This window comes from Achromobacter sp. D10 (genome assembly GCF_035282245.1).
Taxonomy (GTDB): Bacteria; Pseudomonadota; Gammaproteobacteria; order Burkholderiales; family Burkholderiaceae_B; genus Achromobacter; species Achromobacter insolitus.
In genome coordinates, this window is the sequence record NZ_JAYJLE010000002.1 from 299217 (window position 1) to 322132 (window position 22916).

Annotated in this window: 23 protein-coding genes; 15 read left to right on the forward strand and 8 right to left on the reverse strand. The window is 63.1% G+C overall.

Annotation, left to right across the window (positions count from 1 at the left end):
- Nucleotides 1-10 precede the first annotated feature (10 nt).
- From hrcA to dnaJ, 7 genes are all read left to right on the forward strand, one after another.
- Nucleotides 11-1015 (forward strand): heat-inducible transcriptional repressor HrcA, encoded by a 1005-nt coding sequence (hrcA, locus tag VCS63_RS08200; protein ID WP_042796590.1) that lies wholly within the window; start codon nucleotides 11-13, stop codon nucleotides 1013-1015.
- Between the two features lie 45 nt (nucleotides 1016-1060).
- Nucleotides 1061-2176 (forward strand): ferrochelatase, encoded by a 1116-nt coding sequence (gene hemH, locus VCS63_RS08205; RefSeq protein WP_063642344.1) that lies wholly within the window; start codon nucleotides 1061-1063, stop codon nucleotides 2174-2176.
- Nucleotides 2166-2399: a hypothetical protein gene (locus VCS63_RS08210; protein ID WP_042796591.1), complete on the forward strand. Its 234-nt coding sequence runs from the start codon at nucleotides 2166-2168 to the stop codon at nucleotides 2397-2399. The genes hemH and VCS63_RS08210 overlap by 11 nt, the downstream gene beginning before the upstream one ends.
- A 226-nt stretch (nucleotides 2400-2625) precedes the next feature.
- Nucleotides 2626-3183: a nucleotide exchange factor GrpE gene (grpE, locus tag VCS63_RS08215; RefSeq protein ID WP_042796592.1), complete on the forward strand. Its 558-nt coding sequence runs from the start codon at nucleotides 2626-2628 to the stop codon at nucleotides 3181-3183.
- Between the two features lie 14 nt (nucleotides 3184-3197).
- The gene (locus VCS63_RS08220; RefSeq protein ID WP_042796593.1) at nucleotides 3198-3602 is read left to right on the forward strand and encodes a thioredoxin family protein; all 405 of its coding nucleotides are present in this window, start codon (nucleotides 3198-3200) and stop codon (nucleotides 3600-3602) included.
- Nucleotides 3603-3688: 86 nt separating this feature from the next.
- Nucleotides 3689-5614 carry a molecular chaperone DnaK gene (gene dnaK, locus VCS63_RS08225; protein WP_042796594.1) on the forward strand — a complete coding sequence of 642 codons (1926 nt, stop codon included), beginning with the start codon at nucleotides 3689-3691 and terminating at the stop codon, nucleotides 5612-5614.
- Between the two features lie 109 nt (nucleotides 5615-5723).
- Nucleotides 5724-6851 (forward strand): molecular chaperone DnaJ, encoded by a 1128-nt coding sequence (gene dnaJ, locus VCS63_RS08230; RefSeq protein WP_042796595.1) that lies wholly within the window; start codon nucleotides 5724-5726, stop codon nucleotides 6849-6851.
- A 266-nt stretch (nucleotides 6852-7117) separates the two neighbouring features.
- On the opposite strand, the gene VCS63_RS08235 is transcribed toward dnaJ, so the two are convergent.
- Entirely contained in the window at nucleotides 7118-7507 is a 390-nt protein-coding gene (locus tag VCS63_RS08235; RefSeq protein WP_063960039.1) for a DUF4148 domain-containing protein, read from the reverse strand.
- Between the two features lie 283 nt (nucleotides 7508-7790).
- Nucleotides 7791-10547 carry a M16 family metallopeptidase gene (locus VCS63_RS08240; RefSeq protein ID WP_063642168.1) on the reverse strand — a complete coding sequence of 919 codons (2757 nt, stop codon included), beginning with the start codon at nucleotides 10545-10547 and terminating at the stop codon, nucleotides 7791-7793.
- A gap of 156 nt (nucleotides 10548-10703) precedes the next feature.
- Here VCS63_RS08240 and VCS63_RS08245 point away from each other — a divergent pair, with 156 nt between their 5' ends.
- From VCS63_RS08245 to VCS63_RS08255, 3 genes are all read left to right on the forward strand, one after another.
- Nucleotides 10704-11303: a GNAT family N-acetyltransferase gene (locus VCS63_RS08245; protein WP_323879268.1), complete on the forward strand. Its 600-nt coding sequence runs from the start codon at nucleotides 10704-10706 to the stop codon at nucleotides 11301-11303.
- A 248-nt stretch (nucleotides 11304-11551) separates the two neighbouring features.
- Nucleotides 11552-11929 carry a hypothetical protein gene (locus tag VCS63_RS08250; RefSeq protein ID WP_042796598.1) on the forward strand — a complete coding sequence of 126 codons (378 nt, stop codon included), beginning with the start codon at nucleotides 11552-11554 and terminating at the stop codon, nucleotides 11927-11929.
- 115 nt (nucleotides 11930-12044) lie between these two features.
- Complete coding sequence (locus VCS63_RS08255; RefSeq protein ID WP_063642166.1) at nucleotides 12045-12602, forward strand: GNAT family N-acetyltransferase; 558 nt, start codon at nucleotides 12045-12047, stop codon at nucleotides 12600-12602.
- Nucleotides 12603-12621: 19 nt separating this feature from the next.
- Here the strand turns inward: VCS63_RS08255 and VCS63_RS08260 are convergent, their stop codons facing one another.
- A complete protein-coding gene (locus VCS63_RS08260; protein ID WP_042796599.1) occupies nucleotides 12622-13794 on the reverse strand; it encodes a vWA domain-containing protein in 1173 nt (390 codons plus the stop codon).
- A 28-nt stretch (nucleotides 13795-13822) separates the two neighbouring features.
- Nucleotides 13823-14704: an AAA family ATPase gene (locus VCS63_RS08265; RefSeq protein ID WP_042796600.1), complete on the reverse strand. Its 882-nt coding sequence runs from the start codon at nucleotides 14702-14704 to the stop codon at nucleotides 13823-13825.
- Between the two features lie 175 nt (nucleotides 14705-14879).
- Between VCS63_RS08265 and VCS63_RS08270 the strand changes: the two genes are divergently transcribed.
- Together VCS63_RS08270 and VCS63_RS08275 are read left to right on the forward strand one after the other, a co-directional pair.
- Nucleotides 14880-15233, forward strand: coding sequence for a c-type cytochrome (locus VCS63_RS08270; protein WP_042796601.1), 354 nt, complete (start codon nucleotides 14880-14882; stop codon nucleotides 15231-15233).
- Between the two features lie 12 nt (nucleotides 15234-15245).
- Nucleotides 15246-15608 (forward strand): c-type cytochrome, encoded by a 363-nt coding sequence (locus VCS63_RS08275; protein WP_042796602.1) that lies wholly within the window; start codon nucleotides 15246-15248, stop codon nucleotides 15606-15608.
- A gap of 78 nt (nucleotides 15609-15686) precedes the next feature.
- On the opposite strand, the gene VCS63_RS08280 is transcribed toward VCS63_RS08275, so the two are convergent.
- On the reverse strand, nucleotides 15687-16112 hold the full coding sequence (locus VCS63_RS08280) for a DUF1841 family protein (protein WP_042796603.1): 426 nt from the start codon (nucleotides 16110-16112) through the stop codon (nucleotides 15687-15689).
- Nucleotides 16113-16315: 203 nt separating this feature from the next.
- On the opposite strand from VCS63_RS08280, the gene icd reads away from it, so the two are divergent.
- From icd to VCS63_RS08295, 3 genes are all read left to right on the forward strand, one after another.
- The gene (gene icd / locus VCS63_RS08285) at nucleotides 16316-17572 is read left to right on the forward strand and encodes an NADP-dependent isocitrate dehydrogenase (protein WP_042796604.1); all 1257 of its coding nucleotides are present in this window, start codon (nucleotides 16316-16318) and stop codon (nucleotides 17570-17572) included.
- 119 nt (nucleotides 17573-17691) lie between these two features.
- Nucleotides 17692-18951, forward strand: a complete 1260-nt coding sequence (locus VCS63_RS08290) for an O-antigen ligase family protein (protein ID WP_063960041.1) — start codon at nucleotides 17692-17694, stop codon at nucleotides 18949-18951.
- A gap of 220 nt (nucleotides 18952-19171) precedes the next feature.
- Nucleotides 19172-20713 carry a methyl-accepting chemotaxis protein gene (locus VCS63_RS08295; protein WP_323879274.1) on the forward strand — a complete coding sequence of 514 codons (1542 nt, stop codon included), beginning with the start codon at nucleotides 19172-19174 and terminating at the stop codon, nucleotides 20711-20713.
- On the opposite strand, the gene VCS63_RS08300 is transcribed toward VCS63_RS08295, so the two are convergent.
- The 3 genes from VCS63_RS08300 to VCS63_RS08310 form a co-directional block, all read right to left on the reverse strand.
- Nucleotides 20691-21590: a 4-hydroxy-tetrahydrodipicolinate synthase family protein gene (locus VCS63_RS08300; RefSeq protein ID WP_063642165.1), complete on the reverse strand. Its 900-nt coding sequence runs from the start codon at nucleotides 21588-21590 to the stop codon at nucleotides 20691-20693. The two genes, VCS63_RS08295 and VCS63_RS08300, sit on opposite strands and share 23 nt — an antisense overlap.
- A 3-nt stretch (nucleotides 21591-21593) precedes the next feature.
- Nucleotides 21594-21884, reverse strand: coding sequence for a hypothetical protein (locus tag VCS63_RS08305; protein ID WP_254594570.1), 291 nt, complete (start codon nucleotides 21882-21884; stop codon nucleotides 21594-21596).
- Nucleotides 21885-22059: 175 nt separating this feature from the next.
- On the reverse strand, nucleotides 22060-22845 hold the full coding sequence (locus VCS63_RS08310) for a TorF family putative porin (RefSeq protein WP_253637708.1): 786 nt from the start codon (nucleotides 22843-22845) through the stop codon (nucleotides 22060-22062).
- Nucleotides 22846-22916: the final 71 nt, after the last annotated feature.

A 22916-nucleotide genomic window follows, 5' to 3' on the forward strand; every position in this document is an offset into this window, starting at 1 on the left:
AATACTTGTTATGGATGACCGCGCACGCGCACTACTGAAAGCGTTGATCGAACGCTATATCGCCGATGGGCAGCCAGTCGGCTCGCGGACGCTATCGAAAGTATTCGACTTGTCCCCGGCCACGATCCGCAATGTCATGGCGGACCTCGAAGAACTGGGACTGATCCATAGCCCGCACACCTCCGCCGGCCGTATTCCCACGCCGCGGGGTTACCGCATGTTCGTCGATTCGCTGCTGGCGGTCCAATCCTACCAGCTGGAGCCTCACAACATGGGCGAAATGCTGGCGGCCGCCGAACCTACCCGGGCGGTCAACGCCGCGGCGGCATTGCTGTCCAACCTGACCCAATTCGCGGGCGTGGTGCTGACGCCCAAGCGCGCCCAGGTGTTTCGCCAGATCGAATTCATCCGGCTGTCCGACAAGCGCGTGCTGCTCATCATCGTCACGCCCGACGGCGACGTCCAGAACCGCATTCTTTTCGTGCAGCGCGACTATTCCGAAGCGGAACTGCTGGAAGCCGGCAATTTCTTCAACATGCACTTTGCCGGCAAATCCTTCAACGCCGTGCGGCAGACCCTGTCGACTGAACTGGCGCAACTGCGCGAAGACATCTCGCGTCTGATGCAGGCCGCGGTCGAGGCCAGCGCGGAAGCCGCCGAAGACGGCGATGCCATGGTCATTTCCGGCGAGCGCAAGCTGCTGGACGTAACCGACATCGCATCCGACATGGATCGGCTGCGCAAAATGTTCTCGTTGTTCGAGAAAAAAACCGATCTGCTGCAGTTGCTGGACGTGTCCACCCGCGCCCAGGGCGTGCAGATCTACATCGGCGGCGATTCGCAGCTGGTGCCGATGGAAGAAGTGTCGGTCATCACCGCGCCTTACGGCGTGGACGGCAAGGTCGTGGGCACGCTGGGCGTCATCGGTCCCACGCGCATGGCCTACGAACGCGTCATTCCCATCGTGGATATCACGGCGCGCTTGCTGTCCAACGCCCTCAGCCACAACCAGTAGGTCCATCCGAAGCTACGTCCTCCTCGCGGAGGAAGGGGAGTGTTTGTGTTTCTTCGCCTGTTCAAGTACCTGTGGCCCGAGCGCTATCTGCCGGAACCCGAGCAGGAGGACCCCTTCAATGAAGATCCCGCGCCGCGTGGCGCCGCCAAGCTCGGCGTGCTGCTGGTGAACCTGGGCACTCCCGACACGCCGGACCGGAAAGACATACGCAGGTATCTGCGCGAGTTCCTGTCCGATCCGCGGGTGATCGAGATCCCGCGCTATCTGTGGAAGCCCATCCTGCATTGCCTGGTCCTGACGATGCGGCCCAAGAAGCTGGAGCCGCGCTATGCCGGCGTCTGGATGAAGGAAGGTTCGCCGCTGATGGTGTACAGCCGGCGCCAGGCCGACGGCGTGCGCGCCGCCCTGGCCGAGGCCGGCATCGATGCCGTGGTCGAGCTCGGTATGCGCTACGGCAACCCTTCGATCCCCGACGCCATGTCGCGCCTGCGGCAGCAAGGCTGCGAGCGCATCCTGACCGTTCCGCTCTATCCGCAGTACGCCGCCAGCACCACCGCCACGGTGGTGGACGCGGTCACCCGCCATGCGGCTCGCCTGCGCGACCAGCCCGAACTGCGCTTCATCAAGCGCTTCCACGAAGAGCCTGCCTATCTGGACGCGCTGGCCGGCCGTATCGAACGTTACTGGCAGGATAACGGCAAGCCGCAGAAGCTGGTCATGAGCTTCCATGGCCTGCCGCGCTATTCGATCGAGCTGGGCGATCCGTACTACCGCGATTGCATGGAAACGGCGCGCCTGCTGTCCCAGCGCCTGTCGCTGCCGCGCGAGCAGATCGAGGTGACCTTCCAGAGCCGCTTCGGCACCGCCCGCTGGCTGGAGCCCTATACCGAACCCACCCTGAAGGCGCTGGCCGCGGCCGGGGTGACCGAGGTCGATGTGGTGTGTCCGGGTTTTGTGGCAGACTGTCTGGAAACCCTGGAAGAAATCAGCCTGGAGTGCCGCGACGCCTTCATCGGCGCCGGCGGCAAACAGTTCCGCTACATCCCGGCGATCAATGACGATCCGGCCTGGATCGCAGGGCTGGCCAGCCTGGTGGAACGCCACTTGCAGGGGTGGCCCGGGCAAATCACGGACTTGAAGGAGAAGGCGCATGCACCATGATCCCAAGACTGGAAAGGTCGTCAAAAAGGGGCAGGTCAGCACCCCGGTGGACGAAGATCAGGTAGAGCACGAGCTGGACGAGGCGCTGGCCGAGACCTTTCCCGCCAGCGATCCCATTGCCATCAACCCGGAACCCGACGAGGACCGCGAGGTGGATCGGGCCCTGAAGGACAGTTTTCCCGCCAGCGATCCCGTGGCGCCCGCGCAGCCTCGCAAGAAGTAGCGCCGCTGCGGCGTCCGCCATTTGCCGGATGGCGACTGAAGGCGATGTATTTATGCTTGCAGTCTCGGATTTGACGGCATTTGGCAGAAGTTGGGCGGATTTTTCACGATTTCCGCCTGGCTGCGCTTCTACCCGCCGTCAGGGAATATTTGCTTTCCCGGGCTTGAAATAGGGGTATTGGCCCCCATTCATGTCTGCGAAAGCCATACTTTTTGGAGGATTCCCCATGACGGCACCCAACGAGCCTGTAGATCAGACGCCCGAAGTCGGCCAGAACGCCGATGCGGCTTCCGCCGCCGAGGGCGCCGCGCAGGCCGAGCTGAACGAGTTGCGCGCCCAGCTGGACGCCGCCCAGGCTACCGTCAATGAGCAGCACGACCAGCTTTTGCGCCTGCGGGCCGAAGCCGAGAACGTGCGCCGCCGCGCCCAGGAAGACGTTTCCAAGGCGCGCAAGTTCGGCATCGAGTCGTTTGCCGAAAGCCTGGTCCCGGTCAAGGACAGCCTGGAAGCCGCGCTGGCCCAGCCCGAACAAACCGTCGAGACCCTGAGCGAAGGCGTCCAGGTGACGCTCAAGCAGCTGACCGCTGCCTTCGAGCGCAACCTGCTTAAGGAAATCGCGCCGGCGCAGGGCGACAAGTTCGACCCGCACCTGCATCAGGCCATTTCGTCCATCCCTGCGGAACAGCCCGCCAATACGGTGGTGCAGCTGCTGCAGAAGGGCTACGCCATCGCGGACCGGACCTTGCGCCCGGCGCTGGTGGTGGTGTCCGCCGGCCAGGGCTGAGCAGGCCGCGCGCCATGACGGACCCCCGCTTCGATCCCGCCCAGGTATTCCAGGTGTTCGGCATGCGGCATGTCGACACTGCGGGTTTCGACGCGGACGTGGTCCAGGCGCCGGGGACGGATCTGCGCTGCGTGTTCCTGTGGGGCCAGGATTGCTATAACTGCAATCTGTTCAAGCAGGCCGCGCTGCTGCACCAGGAAACGCTGCTGGAACTGGGCTTGACCTGGTTCGAGGCCGACGTCTACGCAGACGAGGCGCTGGGAAGGCGGTTTTCGCTGCATGGCGTCCCCACTTTTGTGCTGTACCGGGCCGGCAAGCGGCTGGGCCGCATCACGGGCTGGCCCGGCCTGCCGCAGTTCACCGCGGCCATTCGCCGTTTGCAGGAAAGCGCTGCAGAAAATTCCGGCCAGGTGTCTTGAAAAACCCTGCGGGTAGCCCCAGTTATGTGGGGACAAGAAGTTTCTCCCTATTTTCATAGATTCAGATTCAATCAAGGTAACCGACCATGAGCAAGATTATTGGCATTGACCTGGGCACGACCAACAGCTGCGTGGCTGTCATGGACGGCGGGCAGGTCAAAATCATTGAAAACGCGGAAGGCGCCCGCACCACTCCGTCCATCGTCGCCTACATGGACGATGGCGAAACCCTGGTCGGCGCGCCGGCCAAGCGCCAGGCTGTGACCAACCCGCGCAATACCCTGTACGCGGTGAAGCGCCTGATCGGCCGCAAGTTCGAAGAGAAGGCGGTGCAGAAGGACATCAACCTGATGCCCTATGCCATCGTCAAGGCCGACAACGGCGACGCCTGGGTGGAAGTGCGCGGCAAGAAGATGGCGCCTCCCCAAGTGTCGGCCGACGTGCTGCGCAAGATGAAGAAGACCGCCGAGGACTACCTGGGCGAAGAAGTGACCGAGGCCGTCATCACCGTGCCCGCCTACTTCAACGACAGCCAGCGCCAGGCCACCAAGGACGCCGGCCGCATCGCCGGTCTGGAAGTCAAGCGCATCATCAACGAACCGACCGCTGCCGCGCTGGCTTTCGGCCTGGACAAGACCGAAAAGGGCGACCGCAAGATCGCCGTCTATGACCTGGGCGGCGGCACGTTCGACGTGTCCATCATCGAAATCGCCGACGTGGACGGCGAAAAGCAGTTCGAAGTGCTGTCGACCAACGGCGACACCTTCCTGGGCGGCGAAGACTTCGACCAGCGCATCATCGACTACATCATTGCCGAGTTCAAGAAGGAACAAGGCGTTGATCTGTCCAAGGACGTGCTGGCCCTGCAGCGCCTGAAGGAAGCGGCTGAAAAGGCCAAGATCGAACTGTCTTCGGCTCAACAGACCGAGATCAACCTGCCGTACATCACGGCCGACGCTTCGGGTCCGAAGCACTTGAACCTGAAGATCACGCGCGCCAAGCTGGAAGCGCTGGTCGAAGAACTGATCGAACGCACGATCGAGCCCTGCCGCGTGGCCATCAAGGACGCCGGCGTGAAGGTTTCCGACATCGACGACGTGATCCTGGTCGGCGGCATGACCCGCATGCCCAAGGTTCAGGAAAAGGTGAAGGAATTCTTCGGCAAGGATCCGCGCAAGGACGTGAACCCCGACGAAGCCGTCGCCGCTGGCGCCGCGATCCAGGGTTCCGTGCTGTCGGGCGACCGCAAGGACGTGCTGCTGCTGGACGTCACCCCTCTGTCCCTGGGCATTGAAACCCTGGGCGGCGTGATGACCAAGATGATCCAGAAGAACACGACCATCCCGACCCGTTTCTCGCAGACCTTCTCGACCGCTGACGACAACCAGCCGGCCGTGACGATCAAGGTGTTCCAGGGCGAGCGCGAAATTGCCGCGGGCAACAAGGCCCTGGGCGAGTTCAACCTCGAAGGGATCCCGCCGTCGCCGCGCGGCATGCCGCAGATCGAAGTCACGTTCGACATCGACGCCAACGGCATCCTGCACGTGTCGGCCAAGGACAAGGGCACCGGCAAGGAAAACAAGATCACCATCAAGGCCAACTCGGGTCTGTCGGAAGACGAGATCCAGCGCATGGTCAAGGATGCCGAGGCCAACGCCGAGGAAGATCACCGCATTGCCGAACTGGCCCAGTCGCGCAACCAGGCCGATGCGCTGGTGCATGCCACCCGCAAGTCCCTGACCGAGTATGGCGACAAGCTCGAGGCTTCCGAAAAGGAAGGCATCGAAGCCGCCATCAAGGAACTGGAAGACACGCTGAAGGACGGCGACAAGGCCGCGATCGACGCCAAGGTGGAAGCCCTGTCGACGGTTTCGCAGAAGCTGGGCGAGAAGATGTACGCCGACATGCAGGCGCAGCAAGCCGCCGGCCAGCAGCAAGCGGCCGACAACGCGAAGCCGGTGGACGACAATGTCGTCGACGCCGACTTCAAGGAAGTCAAGCGCGACCAATAATGGCCGGGCGCTGACCTGCCTCTGCCGCCCGGTAGCCGGAGAAATCCGCCTACCGGGCGTACTCATTCTGTAGCACTGAAAAGAAGGCTCGTTTTCGAGCCCACGGATCATGGCAAAACGTGACTATTACGACGTCCTGGGCGTAGCGAAGAACGCCTCGGACGACGACCTCAAGAAGGCCTATCGAAAGCTGGCCATGAAATACCATCCGGACCGCAATCCGGACAGCAAAGAAGCCGAAGAGAAGTTCAAGGAAGCCAAGGAAGCCTACGAGGTCCTGGGCGATGAGCAAAAGCGCGCCGCATACGACCGCTACGGTCATGCGGGTGTGGATCCCAACTCCGCCGGCATGGGCGGTGGCATGGGCGGCGGTTTCGCCGACGCATTCGGCGACATCTTTGGCGAGATCTTTGGCGGCGGCGGCGGTGGCCGCCGTGGCGGCGGCCCGCAGGTCTATCGCGGCGCTGACCTGAAGTACGCGCTGGAAATCACGCTGGAGCAGGCCGCGGCCGGCTTCGACACAGAAATCCGCGTGCCCAGCTGGGAGAACTGCGACACCTGCCACGGTTCCGGCGCCAAGGCCGGCACTTCGCCCAAGACCTGCCGCACCTGCGGCGGTTCGGGCGCCGTGCGCATGCAGCAGGGCTTTTTCAGCGTGCAGCAGACTTGCCCGACCTGCCATGGCAACGGTAAGGAAATCACCGATCCCTGCCCCGCCTGCGACGGCGTGGGCCGTATCCGCCGCAACAAGACGCTGCAGGTCAAGATTCCTGCCGGTATCGATGACGGCATGCGCATCCGCTCCAGCGGCAACGGCGAGCCGGGCATCAACGGCGGTCCTCCGGGAGATCTGTATGTGGAAATCCACATCAAGCAGCACAAGATCTTCCAGCGCGATGGCGATGACCTGCACTGCGAGCTGACGATTCCGTTCACCTCGGCGGCGCTGGGCGGTGAACTGCAGGTGCCAACGCTGGGCGGCAAGGCCGAGATCTCGATCCCCGAAGGCACGCAATCGGGCAAGACCTTCCGTCTGCGCGGCAAGGGCATCCGCGGCGTGCGCGGAAGCTACCCGGGCGACCTCTATTGCCACGTGGTGGTGGAAACGCCGGTACGCCTGAGCGAGGATCAGAAGAATATCCTGCGCCAGTTCGAGGCTTCGCTGAATGACGGCGGCGACCGCCATTCGCCGCAAAGCAAGTCCTGGACCGACCGGGTGAAGGAATTCTTCAGCTGATCTGCCCGAAGCAAACAAAAAGCCGCGACCCGGGTCGCGGCTTTTTTTTGCCGGTGCGAAGCATGGGGAACGCGCACGTGAAAAGACCGCGGCTTGCGCCGCGGTCCCGTGCTGCTACTGCTACTGCAAGTACTGCAAATGCTGTATCAACTTCAACTTCTACTGCTACTTCAACTTCTACTGCTACTTCTACCGCTGCTGTCGCCGGAAAAAACCGGCCTCAAACCATGATGCCGTTCGAGGCCGGCCGGGCCACAGCAAGCAGCTCACCGGGTGATCGGCGGGTACTCGAGTTCGCCGAACGTGTATTGGCCGCTGGCCTTGGCTTGAGCCAGTTCCTGCTGGACATCAGCGCGGGTCTTGGCGCTGGCCGGGGCGGACACAGCCGCCGGGTATTCCAGCTCGCCAAAGGTGTATTGACCGCTGATCTTGGCTTGTTGCAGCTGCGCCTGCACTTCCTGCGAGCTCAGGCTGGTGGTCTGGGGCAGGGCGGGCGGATATTCCAGTTCACCGAAGGTGTACTGGCCGCTGGCCTTGGCTTGCTGCAGTTCGGTTGCGACCTGGGCGCTGCTCTTGGCTTGTTCAACGCCGGCAGCTTGTGCACCGACGCCAACCAGGGCTAGGGACAGGAGCAGGGTGGTGGTTAGGGTTTTCATGGTAGACCTCCAATTCGTCTTAGTTGGGGACCGAATCCGGCGGCCCTCCGTCGTGGTTCGTTGTTGTTCCCGATGACTGAATTGTGCGCGTTGTCCCACCTGGGATAAACCCGTATTTCCTGAAAACATCTTTCCAAATAGCCGAGTAATCTAATCCGCTATCCTTATTTCATCCATTTTTGGCATAGTCGAGCTTGAATTCTGGGACTTTTTCCAAGTACAGAAGCGCTGGAAGGCAAAAAAAGGCCCCGCCATGGCGGGGCCTTTGTCGGTTACAAGAGGGTCAGGGGGCTGTCTTTTTCTTGAAATCGCCAGCCACTGCCGTGCTGAAGCCGTCGGCGCGCAGGTACTTGCGCAAGGCGGTATTGACCGAGGCGGCGGTCAGCGCGGAGATCTTCTTGTCCATCTCTGCTGACCAGGCAAACGTGCGGCCGCGCTGCATGTAGTCCAGCCAGGTGCTGGCCAGGACGTCGTCCTGCGCGCGGGCCAGGTTGCGGTAGTTCAGCAGGGCGGTGATGCCGTCCGAGATTTCCTTGTCGGAGAAGCCGTCCTTCAGCACGCGAGCCAGTTCTTCGCCGACAGCCTTCTCAAGACGTTCGCGGTTCTGCGGAGCGTAGATGGCATACATGGTCCAGCTGGCTGACGGTTCGTACGAAGACACCGACAGCGAGCTGCGTACGTTATACGACAGCCCGTCGGTCTCGCGCACGCGGTTCCACAGACGCGAGGTTTCCGAGGCGCCGAACAGGTAGTTGGCCAGGTACAGCGCGGCGTAGTCCGCGTCTGTGTCCTGCAGCTTCAGCGGCATGCGCGAGATATAGAACGCATTGGCCTTGTCGGGCGTGTCGATGTCGAACTGCTTGGCGGGAATGTCACGGTAGGGATTGGGCACGCGGGTGTAGGCGGGAGCCTTCTTCCAGCCAGCCAGTCCCTTCGTGAGCGCCTGCTCCACTGCCGCGGGTTCAAAATCGCCCACTGCCGAATACTCGATATTGCCTGCGCCGTAGAACTTGGAATGGAACTTGACCAGCGCGTCACGGTTCAATGCGCGCACGCCGGCAAGCGATTCCTCGAAGGTCGGAACGTAGCGCAGGTCATTCGCGGGCCACGGGTTGTCCTGGCGGGCCAGCGCGCGTCCGGCCAGCGCCGAGGGTTCGGTCATGGCGTTCTGGATCGAGGTTTCGAGCTGGCGCTGGTATTCCTCGAGCTGTTCCTTGGGGAAATTGGCGTTGCGGACGATGTCCAGGGCCAGGGCGGTGAGTTCCGGCAGGTTTTCGCCCTTGGTCGACATGGCGATCTTCAGCGTCGTGCCGCCGCCGCTAAAGCCGAGTTCCGCCTGCAGTTTGTCCAGGCGGTCCTGGATGTCCTGGCGCGACAGCTTGGCGGTGCCGCGAATCAGCAAGTCCGCCACGGCGCTGGAGTTCACGCGTTGGCCGAGCAGGTCCTTTTCGTTGCCGAACTGGATGAGCATCTGGGCCTGTACGCGGTTGCCGCGCGTGGCCTTGGGCAGGAGCGCCAGCTGGACCGGCCCATTGGGCAGATCCAGCTTCTTGCGTTGTGTCAGCTTGTCGATGTTTTCAGGCGTGGGATCGAAGGCCGAGGCGGCCTTGAAGTCCGGATCACCCTTGTAGTCCTTGAAGACGGCGGTCAGGTCCACTCGCTGCTCTTGCGGTGCGCGCACGGGCTTTTCGGTGGGGATGTAGCGGCCTTCGACGCTGTTGCTGCGGACGAAATAAGTGGTCGCGGCGCGCTGCACTTCGGCCAGCGTTGCCTTGCGGGCGCGATCGCGCTGCAGGAAGAACAGACGCCAGTCACCGGCGGCGATGGCCTCCGACAGTGCCACCCCCACCTGCTCAGGATCGCTGTAGGTCTGTTCCCAGGCCGTCAGCCATTTGCTGCGGGCGCGATCCAGTTCCTGTTGCGTGAACGGCTTTTTGTCCAGCGTTTCCAGCGTGCCGGTCAGCGCCTTCATGGCCGCGTCCAGGCTCTTGCCGGGCGTCAGTTGGGCGGCGAACATCGCCAGGCCCGGATCGAGGTTTTCCATGGTGAAGCCAAACACGCCGGAGGCCAGCTTGGTCGGGACCAGGGCGTGATAGAGACGGCCCGAAGGCGTGTCGGCGAGGATGGTGGCGGCCAGATCCAGCGGCACGAACTCGGCGCTGCCGGCGGCCGGGATATGGTACATAGCCGCGACCAGCGGCGTGCCGCCCGTGCGGCGCAAGGTCACGGAGCGTTCGCCGTCCTGGGCGGGTTCGACGGTGTATTCGGGTGGGAGCTTGCGGTCGGGCTTGGGTAGCTTGCCCAGCGTTTCCTCGATATCGGCCAGCGTCGCCTGCGGATCGAACTTGCCCGCCACGATCAGCACCGCGTTATCCGGCTGGTAGTACTCGTGATAGAAGGCGCGCAACTGGCCGATGTCCACGTTCTCGACGTCGGAACGCGCGCCGATGGTGTTCTTGCCGTAGCTGTGCCACTGGAATGCCGCGGCCTGCATCTTCTGCATCAGGATGCGGAAAGGACTGTTTTCTCCGCTTTCCATTTCGTTGCGGACGACGGTCATTTCCGAATCCAGGTCTTCCTTGGCGATCAAGGAATTGACCATGGCGTCGGCCTGCCAGCCCAGGTACCACTTGAGCGTTTCGGGGTTGGCGGCAAAGCTGGCGAAGTAATTGGTGCGGTCGCTGGAGGTCGAGCCGTTGGCTTGCAGGCCGCGGCGCGAGAACTCGCCCATGGCGTTGCGGGTGGTCGAGGTGCCCTTGAAGAGCATGTGCTCCAGCAGGTGCGCCATGCCTGTCTGGCCGTAGTTCTCGTTGCGCGAGCCCACCAGATAGGTCATGTTGACGGTGGTGGACGGCTTGGATTCGTCTGGAACCAGCAGCACTCTCAGGCCATTGGCGAGGCGGTATTCGGTGATGCCTTCAATCGAGGCGGCCTCCGAGACGCCCGCCGGCAGGCTGGCGGCGCCGGCCTGAAAGGCCAGGAAGGAGGAAAACAGCAGCACGCTCAGCGGGCGCGGCAGCTTCGACAGGGACAAGCGCATGGCAGACAATTCCTTTGGCATGGCAGAATCCGTTGGAGTGTATACGTTGGCAATGGTTCAGGGGCCGCGGGGCGGCCTTTTCCGCGGGGCGGCCTTTCCGCGGGACGGGCTTCTCGGCCACCGGCGGCCTGGCATCACAAGGCAAGGAAGTCCGTTATGTCTCTATCCCTGGAAATCGAAACACCGCGCCTGGTCCTGCGACAGTGGCGCGCCGCCGATCGTGAACCTTTCGCGGCGCTGAACCAGGATTCCCGCGTGACCGAATATCTGCTGCCGCTGAGCGCGTCGGAGAGCGACGCGCTCGCCGACAGGCTGGCCGCTGGCATCGACGAGCACGGCTGGGGCTTCTGGGCCGTGGAGGCGCCGGGTGTGGCGCCGTTCATCGGCTTTGTCGGCATCAAGCCGTTGACGCCCGTCTTGCCATTCGCGCCGGGCGTGGAGATCGGCTGGCGCTTGGCACAACGGTATTGGGGCAAGGGCTACGCCAGCGAAGGGGCCCAAGCCGCCCTGCGCGCCGGATTCGAGCAGGTGGGGCTGGAAGAGATCGTGGCGTTCACGGCCACCGGCAACCTGCGCTCGCGCGCCGTCATGGACCGCCTGGGCATGAAGGCGGATCCGCAGGAATTCGACCATCCCGCGGTACCGGAAGGTCATCCGCTGCGGCGGCATGTGTTGTACCGGATCGGGCGCGCTGACTGGCGCGGGCAAGAAAACGGTGACGCAGAGCCAGGCGCCATGCCGGTTGCCGCGGCATAAGAGGGTGCGAGCGCCGTCGATGCGGGATGTTGCGCTGCAATATCACGAAATACCGGGCTGATTTGAGGTCGATGGGCCCGCGGGTGTAAGCTTTTCAGGACGCAGTCCAGTTGCAGACGGGATGCGCGACAGCCCGCCCACAGGTTTCCCGTCCAACGCCAGACGCCGCCTCTCGCGCGGCGCCGGTGCTTGTCGTTCGCGCCTTCGCCGCCGGCATCCTGCCGGCGCATTTACCGGAGGAACGACCCATGCTGACCGAGATCGTCACGCGTGCCTTGTCCCAATTGACCGGCAGCCCCATGAGCGGCGACGGGATCAAAGGACAGTTTCAGTACGCCTATGCCAGTGATGACGGCCAATTCGTGGCCATACTGACCCATGACATGACCACCTATGTGGTGGACCTGAGCACACAACGATATTTCGCGGAGTGCGGCGGCTCGCCCAGGGGCTTTGCCGGACACGTGCTGGAAATGGAAGGCGCGGCGGCGCGCAGCCATCCCTGGCCCGCCGCCAATGACCTGTTCGACCTGGACATGGATGCGGACGAGCTTGCATGGCGCAATTGCCCCGGCCTGCGCCGCGAGCCGTCCATCGACCGATCTGCGGAGAGCCGCGCCGCCTGAGAGTGGCCAGAAGCGGCAACACCCCACTGAACCGGCGGCTTCGCCGGTTTTTTTTGTCCGGATCGGCCGCCGGCCCGAGGCCCGCAAGGCCCTGCGGCTCGCTACAATTTGCGCCATGACTACGCACGCCGAAACCCGCGCGCCGGATGGCGCAACCCTGGTCGATTGTTCGCATGCCCGCCATGCCGACCAGATACTAGCCATTTTCAACGACGCCATCGCCACGTCCACCGCGCTGTACGACTACAAGCCGCGGCCGCGCGAGGCGATGCAGGGCTGGTTCCAGGCCAAGCAGCAGGGCGGATTTCCGGTGGTGGGATACGAGAACGAAGCCGGCGAGCTCATGGCTTTTGCCAGCTATGGCACATTCCGCGCCTGGCCTGCGTACAAGTACTCGGTGGAGCATTCCGTGTACGTGGACGGGCGCTTTCGCGGGCGGGGATTGGGCGAGGCGCTGATGCGCGAGCTGATCCAGCGGGCGCGGGCCAATCAGGTGCATGTGCTGATCGGCGGCATCGACGCCGCCAATCAGGGCAGCATCCGGCTGCATGAGAAGCTGGGCTTCACGCATGCGGGCACCATACGCGAGGCGGGCTTCAAGTTCGGACGCTGGCTGGATCTGGCGTTCTATCAGCTGACGCTGGATACGCCGGAAAAGCCCGTGGATGGCTGAGCGCCAGTCCCCTCTGCTTCTACTTCGATAGCACGCGCATGGCCTGTTCCAGGCCGGCAACCGTTACGGGGTACATGCGGCCCTGCATGATGTCGCGCATCAGCGCAATGGACTGACGGTATTGCCACGACGCCGTGGGTTCGGGATTGAGCCAGACCGATTTGGGCCAGGCGTCCAGCAACCGGCGCATCCATTCAGCGCCGGGCTCCTTGTTGTAGTGCTCGACCGAGCCGCCCGGCTGCAGGATTTCGTAGGGACTCATGGTGGCGTCGCCGACGATGATCAGGCGCCAGTCCGGGTTGTACTTGCGCAGGACGTCCCAGGTGTCGAAACGCTCGCTCTGGCGCCTGCGATTGCTTTGCCACAGGCTTTCGTAGGGGCAGTTATGGAAGTAATAGACTTCCAGGTTGCGGAATTCGCTGCGCGCCGCCGAGAACAGTTCCTCGACACGCCCGATGTGGTCGTCCATGCTGCCGCCTACGTCCAGCAGCATCAGCACCTTCACGGTATTGTGGCGTTCCGGGACCATGCGCAGATCCAGGTGGCCGGCATTGCGCGCGGTGCTGGCGATGGTGTCGTCCAGATCCAGTTCCATTTCCGCGCCTTGCCGCGCGAAGCGCCGCAAGCGGCGCAGGGCAACCTTGAAGTTGCGCGTGCCCAGTTCGACCTGGTCGTCGTAGTCCTTGAACTGGCGCATGTCCCAGACCTTGACCGCGCTGCGGTTGCCGGCGGAATCGCCGCCCACGCGTATGCCTTCGGGGTGATAGCCTCCATTGCCGAAGGGCGAAGTGCCGCCGGTGCCGATCCATTTGCTGCCGCCGGCGTGGCGTTCCTTTTGCTCTTCGAGACGCTCCTTGAAGAGTTCCATCAGCTTGTCCCAGCCGTGCTTTTCAATCGCGGCTTTTTCTTCCGGGGTCAGGCTTTTTTCAAATTGCTTGATGAGCCAGTCCAGCGGGATTTCCTTGCCCGCCGGCAGCGCGGCCGCGATGCCCTTGTAGTAGGCGCCGAAAGCCTTGTCATAGCGGTCGTAGAGCGCCTCGTCCTTGACCAGCGTGGCGCGCGCCAGAAAATAGAATTCGTCCAGCGTGGGCGCCATGAGGTCCTGGCGCAACGCGTCCACCAGGGTCAGGTATTCCTTGACCGAGACGGGGAGCTTGTGCGCCCGGAGGTGGTAGAAGAAATCGATCAGCATATGCGGGCCGTCGGTGCAAGGAGGCGGCTCAGCGGCGTTGGCCGCCGCGCGTCATGGCCGCCAGGCGTTCCAGGAGGTGCACGTCCTGCTCGTTCTTGAGCAGCGCGCCCGCCATCAGCGGCACGGCCGTGGCGGTGTGCGCGTCGATTTCCGCTGCGGTCGAGCCTTCGGCCAGCAGCAGGCGCAACCAGTCCAGCAGCTCGGAGGTGGACGGCTTTTTCTTGAGGCCAGGCGCGTCGCGCAGCGCGAAGAACGTGTCCAGCGCGGCGCGCAGCACGTCCTGCTTCAGGTGCGGATAGTGCACCGCCACGATATCGCGCATGGTTTCGCGGTCGGGGAAGCGGATGTAATGGAAGAAGCAGCGGCGCAGGAAGGCGTCGGGCAGGTCCTTTTCGTTGTTGGACGTGATGATGACCAGCGGACGATGGCGCGCCGAGATGGTTTCGCGCGTTTCATATACGTGGAACTCCATGCGGTCCAGTTCGCGCAGCAGGTCGTTGGGGAACTCGATGTCGGCCTTGTCGATCTCGTCGATCAGCAGCACGACCGGTTCCGGCGACTGGAAGGCCTGCCACAGCGTGCCCTGCACGATGTAGTTCCGGATATCACGGACTTTTTCGTCGCCCAATTGCGAGTCGCGCAGGCGCGACACCGCGTCGTATTCGTACAGACCCTGATGGGCCTTGGTGGTGGATTTGATGTGCCATTGCAGCAGCGGACGCCCCAGCGCCCGCGCTACTTCCTCCGCCAGCATGGTCTTGCCGGTGCCGGGCTCGCCCTTGATCAGGAGCGGGCGCTGCAAGGTAAGGGCGGCATTGACGGCGAGTTTCAGGTCATCGGTGGCGACATAGTTGTCGGTCCCGTCGAAGCGGTCTGGCGAGGCGGAGGTAGCGGACTGGGCTGCGGACATGGTCTGATGGCTTCTGAGATTTGACGGTAATCAATACCATCGTAAGGTATTAATCCTGAGCAATTATCGTACAATCAGGCGGTTTTGCTTTGGGTTCGACCCGCAACGTGTTTGCCGAGGGCCTTTTCGTGTGAGCAGGCCCTAGTCCTTAGCCATACCAAGAAGAGCCATTCCAATGAAGTTGCGAACCTCTCTGAAGTACACGGTATCCGTGTTGGCCACGATGGCATCCTGTGCGATCGCCGGCCAGGCTGTTGCTGCAGACGCAGCAGTGGTCGGTAATGTCCAGAACGCCCGTGACAAGGTTTCCATGTGCATCGGTTGCCACGGCATCGAAGGCTACAAGGCAACATTTCCTGAGCTCTACCACGTGCCGATGATTGCTGGGCAGAACGCCAAGTACATCGAAACCGCCCTCAACGAGTACAAGAAAGGCGCGCGCAGCCATCCCACGATGGACGCCATCGCCGGCAGCCTGTCCGACCAGGACATCGCCGACCTGGCCGCGTACTACTCGAATCTCAAGTAAGGGGGCAAACACATGAATCGCTACATGCTTGCCCTTGCGGGCGCGACCCTGGCCATGACGGGCGTTGCCGCCCAGGCGCAGGACCTGGCGGCCGGCAAGGCCGTTTTCGACAAGTTCAACTGTGCATCCTGCCACGGCGCGGACGCCAAGACGGCGGTGGATCCGGCCTATCCGACCCTCGCCGGTCAGCACGCGGATTACCTGGTGCACGCCCTGAAGGCCTACAAGCGCGGCGCCTCCGGCAGCGCGGCCACGGCCAATGTGCGCAAGAACCCCATCATGGGCGCCTTCGCGACGCAACTGTCCGACCAGGACATCTCCAACGTGGCTGCCTGGCTGGCCGCCCAGCCGAGCGACCTGGGCGTGCGTAAATAGGCAACGCAGGCTCGTCCTTCCGCAAAACAAGAAAGCCCTCGATTCGAGGGCTTTTCTCTTTTGGGCAGGCGGGGCGTTTCAGCGGCTGGCGCGCTGGCGGATCAGATCGATATAGGTATCGCTGTCCAGCGGGGTGCCCAGGCGTTGCGCTTCCCAGACTACCTGGCCCAGGCATTCCATGATTTCATGCGCGGCCTGGTGGGCGTCGCTGCGGGCCACCAGTTGCTGGTAGGCCTGACGGATCCCGGGCGGATGGTCGATGGACAGCTGTTCGGCGATGGCCAGGTGCATGGAAAGGTGCAGAAAGGGATTGGTACGGCCCTTTTCCACGGAGTATTCGGCCGTCATCGCCTCGGGGTTTTCCAGGTCGCCGTGGTACTCGGGATGTTCGATGATCCAGTCCAGCGCGATGGCCTCGAGCGGGGTCAGCACTTCGGAGGCGCGGTGCTTGCGCCAGGTTTCGATAAAGAATTCGCGGACTTGGTCGCGGGAGGGATTGAACATCTGAGGGGGGCGGAAAGCGGGCTGGTGATGCATTATTTTACCGCCGTGCGCGGACGGTCAGGCTCGCCGGCCGCTTTGCGATATAGAATTGGTTGCTATCGGCCATCCAGTGCGCGGTTCCCGAGGGCGATCATCTCCGCCGGAACGGGCACTTCCCGATGCCGGCGCGTGCAGAAAAACCACTCGGAGCAAATGGAGCATTCATGTCCTACCAACATATCAAGGTTCCCGCTGGCGGCCAGAAGATCACGGTCAATGCTGATTTCTCGCTGAATGTGCCCGATCAGCCCATCGTCCCCTTCATTGAAGGCGACGGTACGGGCGCCGACATCACGCCGGTGATGATCAAGGTCGTCGACGCGGCGGTGCAGAAGGCCTACGGCGGCAAGCGCAAGATCCACTGGATGGAAGTCTATGCCGGCGAGAAGGCCACCAAGGTCTACGGCCCGGACGTGTGGCTGCCCGACGAGACCCTGGATGTGGTCAAGGATTACGTCGTGTCCATCAAGGGCCCGCTGACCACGCCGGTGGGCGGCGGCATCCGTTCGCTGAACGTGGCGTTGCGCCAGCAGCTGGACCTGTACGTCTGCCTGCGCCCGGTGGCGTATTTCAAGGGCGTGCCTTCGCCGGTCCGCGAGCCGGAAAAGACCAATATGGTGATCTTCCGCGAGAACTCGGAAGACATCTACGCCGGCATCGAATACATGGCCGAAAGCGAGCAGGCCAAGGAACTGATCCAGTTCCTGCAGACCAAGCTCGGCGTGAAGAAGATCCGCTTCCCGAACACCTCGTCCATCGGCATCAAGCCGGTGTCGCGCGAAGGCACCGAGCGCCTGGTGCGCAAGGCGGCGCAGTACGTCATCGACAATGACCGCACGTCGCTGACGCTGGTGCACAAGGGCAACATCATGAAGTTCACGGAAGGCGGCTTCCGCGACTGGGGCTACGCGCTGCTGCAGAAGGAATTCGGCGCCACGCTGATCGACGGCGGCCCGTGGTGCAAGTTCAAGAATCCGAAGACCGGCCGGGAAGTCATCGTCAAGGACGTTATCGCCGACGCGTTCCTGCAACAGATCCTGCTGCGCCCGGCCGAGTATGACGTAATCGCCACGTTGAACCTGAACGGCGACTACATCTCCGACGCACTGGCAGCGCAGGTGGGCGGCATCGGCATAGCTCCGGGCGCGAATCTGTCCGATTCTGTCGCCATGTTCGAAGCAACCCACGGCACGGCCCCAAAATACGCGGGCAAGGACTACGTGAACCCCGGTTCCGAAATCTTGTCGGCCGAAATGATGCTGCGCCACATGGGCTGGACCGAAGCGGCCGACCTGATCATTTCCAGCATGGAAAAATCCATCCTGTCCAAGAAGGTCACGTACGACTTTGCCCGCTTGCTCGAAGGCGCGACGCAGGTGTCGTGCTCGGGCTTCGGCCAGGTGATGATCGATAATATGTAAGCAGCCCTGGCGGCTAGCTTTCCGCGTTTCCCCAGACCCGCCCGCCGTCATGGCGGGCGGGTTTTGTCTAACTAATCAAACGGCATGATGCATGCCGCGTTTTTCCCAGGTTGATTGTTGTGCCCCGAATGTACGTTCTCTTGGCCACGTGGCTGGTGTTATTGGTTCCCGCACTGGCCTTGACCAGTCCAGTAGGGGGGCCGGCCATTGTCTATCTGTCCGGCTTGATTGCGCTGACGGCGCTGGCGGCCAATGCGATCAAGCACTACGAACCTATGAATTTCCGGGCCCTCTGGCCCGTGGGCCTGGTATTGCTGCTGCCGCTGCTCTGCCTGGCCCTCACGTCCATGGTGCGAGGCGTATGGAGCAATTCCGAACTGGAGAAGCTGCTGCGGTTCGCGCTGGCGGTGCCGGTGCTCTGGCTGCTGTTGAGAGCGCCGCAACAGTGGCTCAAGCAGATCCAATGGAGCATTCTGGCCGGTGCGCTGGCGGGGTCGGGAATACTGATCGTCGCCATGACGTACTGGGGGCGGGGTTCGGTGGTCGATATCGGCGGGCGCTACAACGCCGTTGCCTTTGCGAACATGACCCTGCTGTTCGGTTCGATGTCGTTGTTGTCGATCGGTTGGGGCGCTTTGTCGCGCTGGCCGCGCGCGGAAACCGCGCTCAAGATCCTGGCCTTTGCCTTGAGCGTATGGGCGACCTGGCTGTCGCTGACGCGTAGCAGCTGGATGCTGCTTCCTATCCTGGCAGTGGTGTTTCTGCTGGGGCTGCGTGGTTGGAGCACCCGTCACAAAGGATATTGTGCATTGGCGGTCAGCGTGGTGCTGATCGTCAGCGCGGTCGGAATATGGAATTTCAGTAGCCGCATGCAGTCGGTCGCGACCGAGTTGCAGGGGTTCTCCACATCGGCTGACCGGGATACCTCGTTCGGCATCCGTCTGCAGCTGTGGCACGCGTCGCTCCTCATGTTCCAGAAAAGCCCCGTCGTAGGGGTGGGGCCGAGCAATTTCCGCAACGAACTGCTTGAGCTGCAGAAGCAGGGCGTGGTGTCCAAGGAGGTGGTCGAAGGCTACGGCGAACCTCACAACGACCTGCTTGCCGCGTTGTCCGGATACGGCCTGCTGGGCTTGCTGAGCATACTGGCGCTATATCTGGTGCCCGCTGTCGTGTTTCTGCGCCGGCTGGCCAGCGACGATCGCGTCATACGCATCGGCGCGCAGATGGGTTTGCTGTTCTGCCTGGGGTATTGCGCCTTCAGCCTGACCGAAATGATGTTCCGCAACATGCGCAGCGTTCCCACCTATTCCTTGATCGTGGTGGCGCTGATCGCATTGACCACGCCGCGTTCCGCGGATGCGCGACGGCAGGCATCTTAGGATGACGTGAAGAAACCCGCGGCTTGAAATCGCCACCCCTGGAGAAACGCAAGGCAAGCGCGCCTTGCGTTTTTTTTATGCCTCTTGCGATAGATCAAGCTGCTCTCGCAGACCTGGTGAAAACCCTGGTGCCGTCCCTTATTCTGACGAAACGTATACATAAATAGTCACATTCAGCCGTGATTGGTTTCATGGCGGATGGTCAGAGATAAGAGGGACTATGAAAAATTCCAGCTTGCGCAGAGAGCTGCTGTGGTTTGTGTTCGCGGTTGGCGCCGCAGTGCTGGCCCTGGGCGCATGGGGCACCTGGGAACGCCGTGCCGAGATGGTGGCCGAGCGCAAGACAGAGCTGCGCCATGTTCTGGACCTGGCGGCGGGCATCGTGCGTAACGGCAAGCAGAGCGTGCGCGAGGGGATGCCCGTGGACGAGGCCAAGCGCAATGTGGCGCGGCGGCTGGCGCAATTGCGCTACGGTGAGGACGGTTACGTCGGCGCCTTCAGCGATGGCTATGAGTTGCTTGTGCATCCCGATGCCAAACTGGTTGGCACCAACGTGCGGGCCATCAAGGACAGCGAGGGGCAAGCGATTTTCGAGGATCTGTATGCCCAGGGCAAGGCGGGCGGGGGCTATACGCACTATCTCTTTCCACGGCCGGGAACGGAGCGGGCACTGCCCAAGATCAGCTACGCCGCTTACGACCCCGAATGGGGCTGGCTGATGTTCTCGGGTCTTTACGTGGACGACGTCGATCAGGCTTTCTACAGTTCTTTGTGGCGGCAGGGCGGCATGACGCTGGGCCTTCTGGTTCTGCTGCTGGCGGCGGCGCTGCGCTTCTTCCGCACCCACGTCCTGAGGCCGCTGGACGAGGCGGTGGCGGTGTGCGAACGCGTGGCGGACGGCGATCTGTCCGGCGACGTGCCTCGCAATCAGCGGGGCGAGATTGGCCGATTGTTCGATGCCATGGCGCGGATGCAGGGACGCCTGGATGCGGCGGTGCGCAGCATCGTGCATTCCACGGTATCCATTGCCGCGGCGTCGCGCCAGATCGCGGCGGGCAGCATGGACCTATCGGACCGCACCGAAAAGCAGGCCGCCGCGCTGGAGCAGACGGCCGCCAGCGTCGAGGAAATTACCGCGACCGCCAAGCAAAGCGCGGAGCACGTCCGCGAGGTCAGCTCGCTGGCCGGCCAGGCGGCGCAACTGGCACGGCAAGGCAGCGATGAAACCCAGCACGCGATAGATGCCATGCGCGAGATTTCGCAGAGCTCGCAGCGTATTGACGAAATCATCCGGCTGATCGACGAGATCGCATTCCAGACCAACATCCTGGCGCTGAATGCCGCCGTGGAAGCTGCGCGAGCGGGTGAACAGGGCCGGGGCTTCGCGGTGGTGGCGGGAGAGGTCCGCGCGCTGGCTCAGCGTTCGGCCACCGCAGCCAAGGAAATCAAGACATTGATCGAAGCGTCGGCGGACTCGGTGGCTCGGGGCAGCCAGCGTGTCGAGCAGGCCAGCGCAACCATGGGCAACGTGCTGGAATCGGCCGCCACCAGCGCACCGCTGATGGGTGAGATTGCCACGGCGTCGGCCGAGCAGAGCGTAGGCATCGAGCAGATCAATCAGGCCGTCACGCATCTGGACGGCGTGACGCAACAGAACGCCGCGTTGGTCGAAGAGTTCGCGGCATCAGCCGCCGCCCTGAGCGACCAGGCGGGCGAACTGGCGAGCGCGGTGTCCGTCTTCAAGCTGTCTGCAGCCGGCTAGGCGAGCCCTGCACCACGCTCATGGCCCGCTGTAGGCGTTGCCCCAGCTCGCGGCTGGCGCTGGTCATGGGCATGCGCAGTTCGTCGGCGATAAGCCCCTGCATGGCGAGCGCCCGTTTGATCGGCGCGGGATTGGGTTCGGCGTAAAGCAGGCGTATCAAGCCGCGCAGCGGCTCGAACAGTTCGCGCGCGGCTTCCAGATGACCGTCGCGGGCCAGTTGCATCACCTCGATATAACGCTCGGGATAGAGGTGCGCGGCGGCCGGAATGGCCCCGCGGCCGCCCGCCGCGAAGTGGTCCAGCAGAGCCAGGTCCTCGCCGCAAAGGGGAGCCAAGGTGCCGCGCGCGTTCAGCGCCGCCAATACGGAAGGATTGCATTCCTTCACAGCGCTGAAGTTGGGCAGGGCAGCCAGCGTCTCCATGGTTTCGACGGTCATCGTCACGCCGGTGCGCTTGGGGATGTTGTACAGGATGATGGGCCGCTCGGTGGCCCAGGCGATCTGCCGGTAGTGCCACAGAATGCCGGCCTGAGACGGTCCGAGATAGTAGGGAGGCGGCACCAGGTAGCCGGCCGGCTGGTATTTGTCCAGGCGCCGGATCGCGGTGGCCACGCCGCGCGTATCGACGCCGCCCGCGCCAAACACCAGGGGCAGCGCGTGCGGGTCGCTGGAAATGGCTTCGATCATGTCGATCTTTTCTGGCATGCTCAGCAGGCTGCCCTCGCCAGTGGACCCGAACAACACCAGGCCGGCGATGCCCGCGTTGCGGTAATAGCGGGCCAGCGCCTGCGCGGCCTCCAGATCCACATAGCCGCCGCGCATCGGCGTGATCATGGGCAGCCAGATGCCCTCGAATGCAGTCTTTCGTGGCGTGTCCATGGCTCACTGCACCGTGATCGGGTGCGCGGGGCGCACGGCGCCGAACTCCGCGCGGGGCAGGCCGGACATGACAGCGTGCATCAGCGCGTCGAGCTGTGCGCGGTCGCATTGCAATTGCAGCACGCTTTGCGCATGGGCGTGATCCACGGACAGAATGTAGACGCCGATGCGCTCGCCCAGCGCGCGATGCAGCGCCAGCCGCACGTTCAGCGCGTCCAGCGTGTCGATCCTGACGGTCAGGGCGACCAGGTCTGCCAAGCCTTTTGTGCGCTGCGCGGGCAGGTTGTCGGACATAGGGGTGTGGCGGGGTTGCAGTCGAGGGATCATGGCGGTGAGCGGGACGCAGACGCTGCTGGCGGCGTTCCGCGATCGGGTTGGTTGATGACGGTTCCACTATAGGAAGGGCGCCATAAATCCTGCCGATAAAAACGGACGCGACGCGTAAAAAACGCGTCAACGCCCGGGGTCTTCAAAATGTCTTCGTCAGTGACAGCAGGCCGGTGGCGCGGCCCATGTCGCGGCCGCGCGTGTTGGTGTACACAGCGCGATCGGCATTGGTGTCCAGATAGGCCAGCGACACCGAGAGCCCCTGGCCGAAGTCTTTCGTCAGGCCGAGTTTCCAGTCCGTGTAGTTGCCATTGTCGACGTTGCGCACCCACTGCCGGCCGACGTGGGCGTTCAGGGTCAGGCCCCAGAGGCCCGTGTCGAAGTTGCCGGACAGGTCCAGATACTGGCTGTACTTGCTGTCGGCGAAACCGAACAGGTTGGTCAGGGACAGGGAATACTTGAACATCACCGGTCCATAGCCGATGCCGGCATACAGCTCCGTGGTATCGGGGCTGGTGTAGCCGGAAGGATAGTCGCCCGGGTAGTAGTACCGCAGGACGCCCAGGTCGACGGGCACGTCCGTTGCGAGAGTGCCCTTGTAGCCGCCGTAGAAGTCCATTTCCACGGGGGCCGAGACATCGCTGTTGCTGTCGTTGAGCCAGCTGATGCTGGAGTTCCAGTTGCCCAGGTAGAAGCCGCTGGAGTGGCTCAGATCGAATCCGCCCTGGATGGCCGGCTTGTTATTGCTTTGCATCAGGCCGCGATACCGGTATTGGCTGGCCAGCGTGAGATTGGCCGTCAAGGTGAAATCAGAGACGGCCGGCACGCCGGCAGCGGTGTCGTCGGGTGCGTCGGCGGCCAGTGCATTGCCGGCTTGCGCGGCGGCCAGGGTCAGCAGCGCGAAGGCGGCCAGGGGATGGCGGGGCATGGGGAGTGCTCCTAGTGTTGGATGGGACCGCAACAATAGGAGGAATGGCATAAAGCCCGAGACAAGACTTG

Excerpts from the sequence above, each read along its gene's own strand:
- hrcA (WP_042796590.1), top strand. The coding sequence starts at position 11 with ATGGATGACCGCGCACGCGCACTACTGAAAGCGTTGATCGAACGCTAT.
- VCS63_RS08210 (WP_042796591.1), top strand. The coding sequence starts at position 2,166 with ATGCACCATGATCCCAAGACTGGAAAGGTCGTCAAAAAGGGGCAGGTC.
- grpE (WP_042796592.1), top strand. The coding sequence starts at position 2,626 with ATGACGGCACCCAACGAGCCTGTAGATCAGACGCCCGAAGTCGGCCAG.
- VCS63_RS08220 (WP_042796593.1), top strand. The coding sequence starts at position 3,198 with ATGACGGACCCCCGCTTCGATCCCGCCCAGGTATTCCAGGTGTTCGGC.
- dnaK (WP_042796594.1), top strand. The coding sequence starts at position 3,689 with ATGAGCAAGATTATTGGCATTGACCTGGGCACGACCAACAGCTGCGTG.
- dnaJ (WP_042796595.1), top strand. The coding sequence starts at position 5,724 with ATGGCAAAACGTGACTATTACGACGTCCTGGGCGTAGCGAAGAACGCC.
- VCS63_RS08235 (WP_063960039.1), bottom strand. The coding sequence starts at position 7,507 with ATGAAAACCCTAACCACCACCCTGCTCCTGTCCCTAGCCCTGGTTGGC.
- VCS63_RS08240 (WP_063642168.1), bottom strand. The coding sequence starts at position 10,547 with ATGCGCTTGTCCCTGTCGAAGCTGCCGCGCCCGCTGAGCGTGCTGCTG.
- VCS63_RS08245 (WP_323879268.1), top strand. The coding sequence starts at position 10,704 with ATGTCTCTATCCCTGGAAATCGAAACACCGCGCCTGGTCCTGCGACAG.
- VCS63_RS08250 (WP_042796598.1), top strand. The coding sequence starts at position 11,552 with ATGCTGACCGAGATCGTCACGCGTGCCTTGTCCCAATTGACCGGCAGC.
- VCS63_RS08255 (WP_063642166.1), top strand. The coding sequence starts at position 12,045 with ATGACTACGCACGCCGAAACCCGCGCGCCGGATGGCGCAACCCTGGTC.
- VCS63_RS08260 (WP_042796599.1), bottom strand. The coding sequence starts at position 13,794 with ATGCTGATCGATTTCTTCTACCACCTCCGGGCGCACAAGCTCCCCGTC.
- VCS63_RS08265 (WP_042796600.1), bottom strand. The coding sequence starts at position 14,704 with ATGTCCGCAGCCCAGTCCGCTACCTCCGCCTCGCCAGACCGCTTCGAC.
- VCS63_RS08270 (WP_042796601.1), top strand. The coding sequence starts at position 14,880 with ATGAAGTTGCGAACCTCTCTGAAGTACACGGTATCCGTGTTGGCCACG.
- VCS63_RS08275 (WP_042796602.1), top strand. The coding sequence starts at position 15,246 with ATGAATCGCTACATGCTTGCCCTTGCGGGCGCGACCCTGGCCATGACG.
- VCS63_RS08280 (WP_042796603.1), bottom strand. The coding sequence starts at position 16,112 with ATGTTCAATCCCTCCCGCGACCAAGTCCGCGAATTCTTTATCGAAACC.
- icd (WP_042796604.1), top strand. The coding sequence starts at position 16,316 with ATGTCCTACCAACATATCAAGGTTCCCGCTGGCGGCCAGAAGATCACG.
- VCS63_RS08295 (WP_323879274.1), top strand. The coding sequence starts at position 19,172 with ATGAAAAATTCCAGCTTGCGCAGAGAGCTGCTGTGGTTTGTGTTCGCG.
- VCS63_RS08300 (WP_063642165.1), bottom strand. The coding sequence starts at position 21,590 with ATGGACACGCCACGAAAGACTGCATTCGAGGGCATCTGGCTGCCCATG.
- VCS63_RS08305 (WP_254594570.1), bottom strand. The coding sequence starts at position 21,884 with ATGTCCGACAACCTGCCCGCGCAGCGCACAAAAGGCTTGGCAGACCTG.
- VCS63_RS08310 (WP_253637708.1), bottom strand. The coding sequence starts at position 22,845 with ATGCCCCGCCATCCCCTGGCCGCCTTCGCGCTGCTGACCCTGGCCGCC.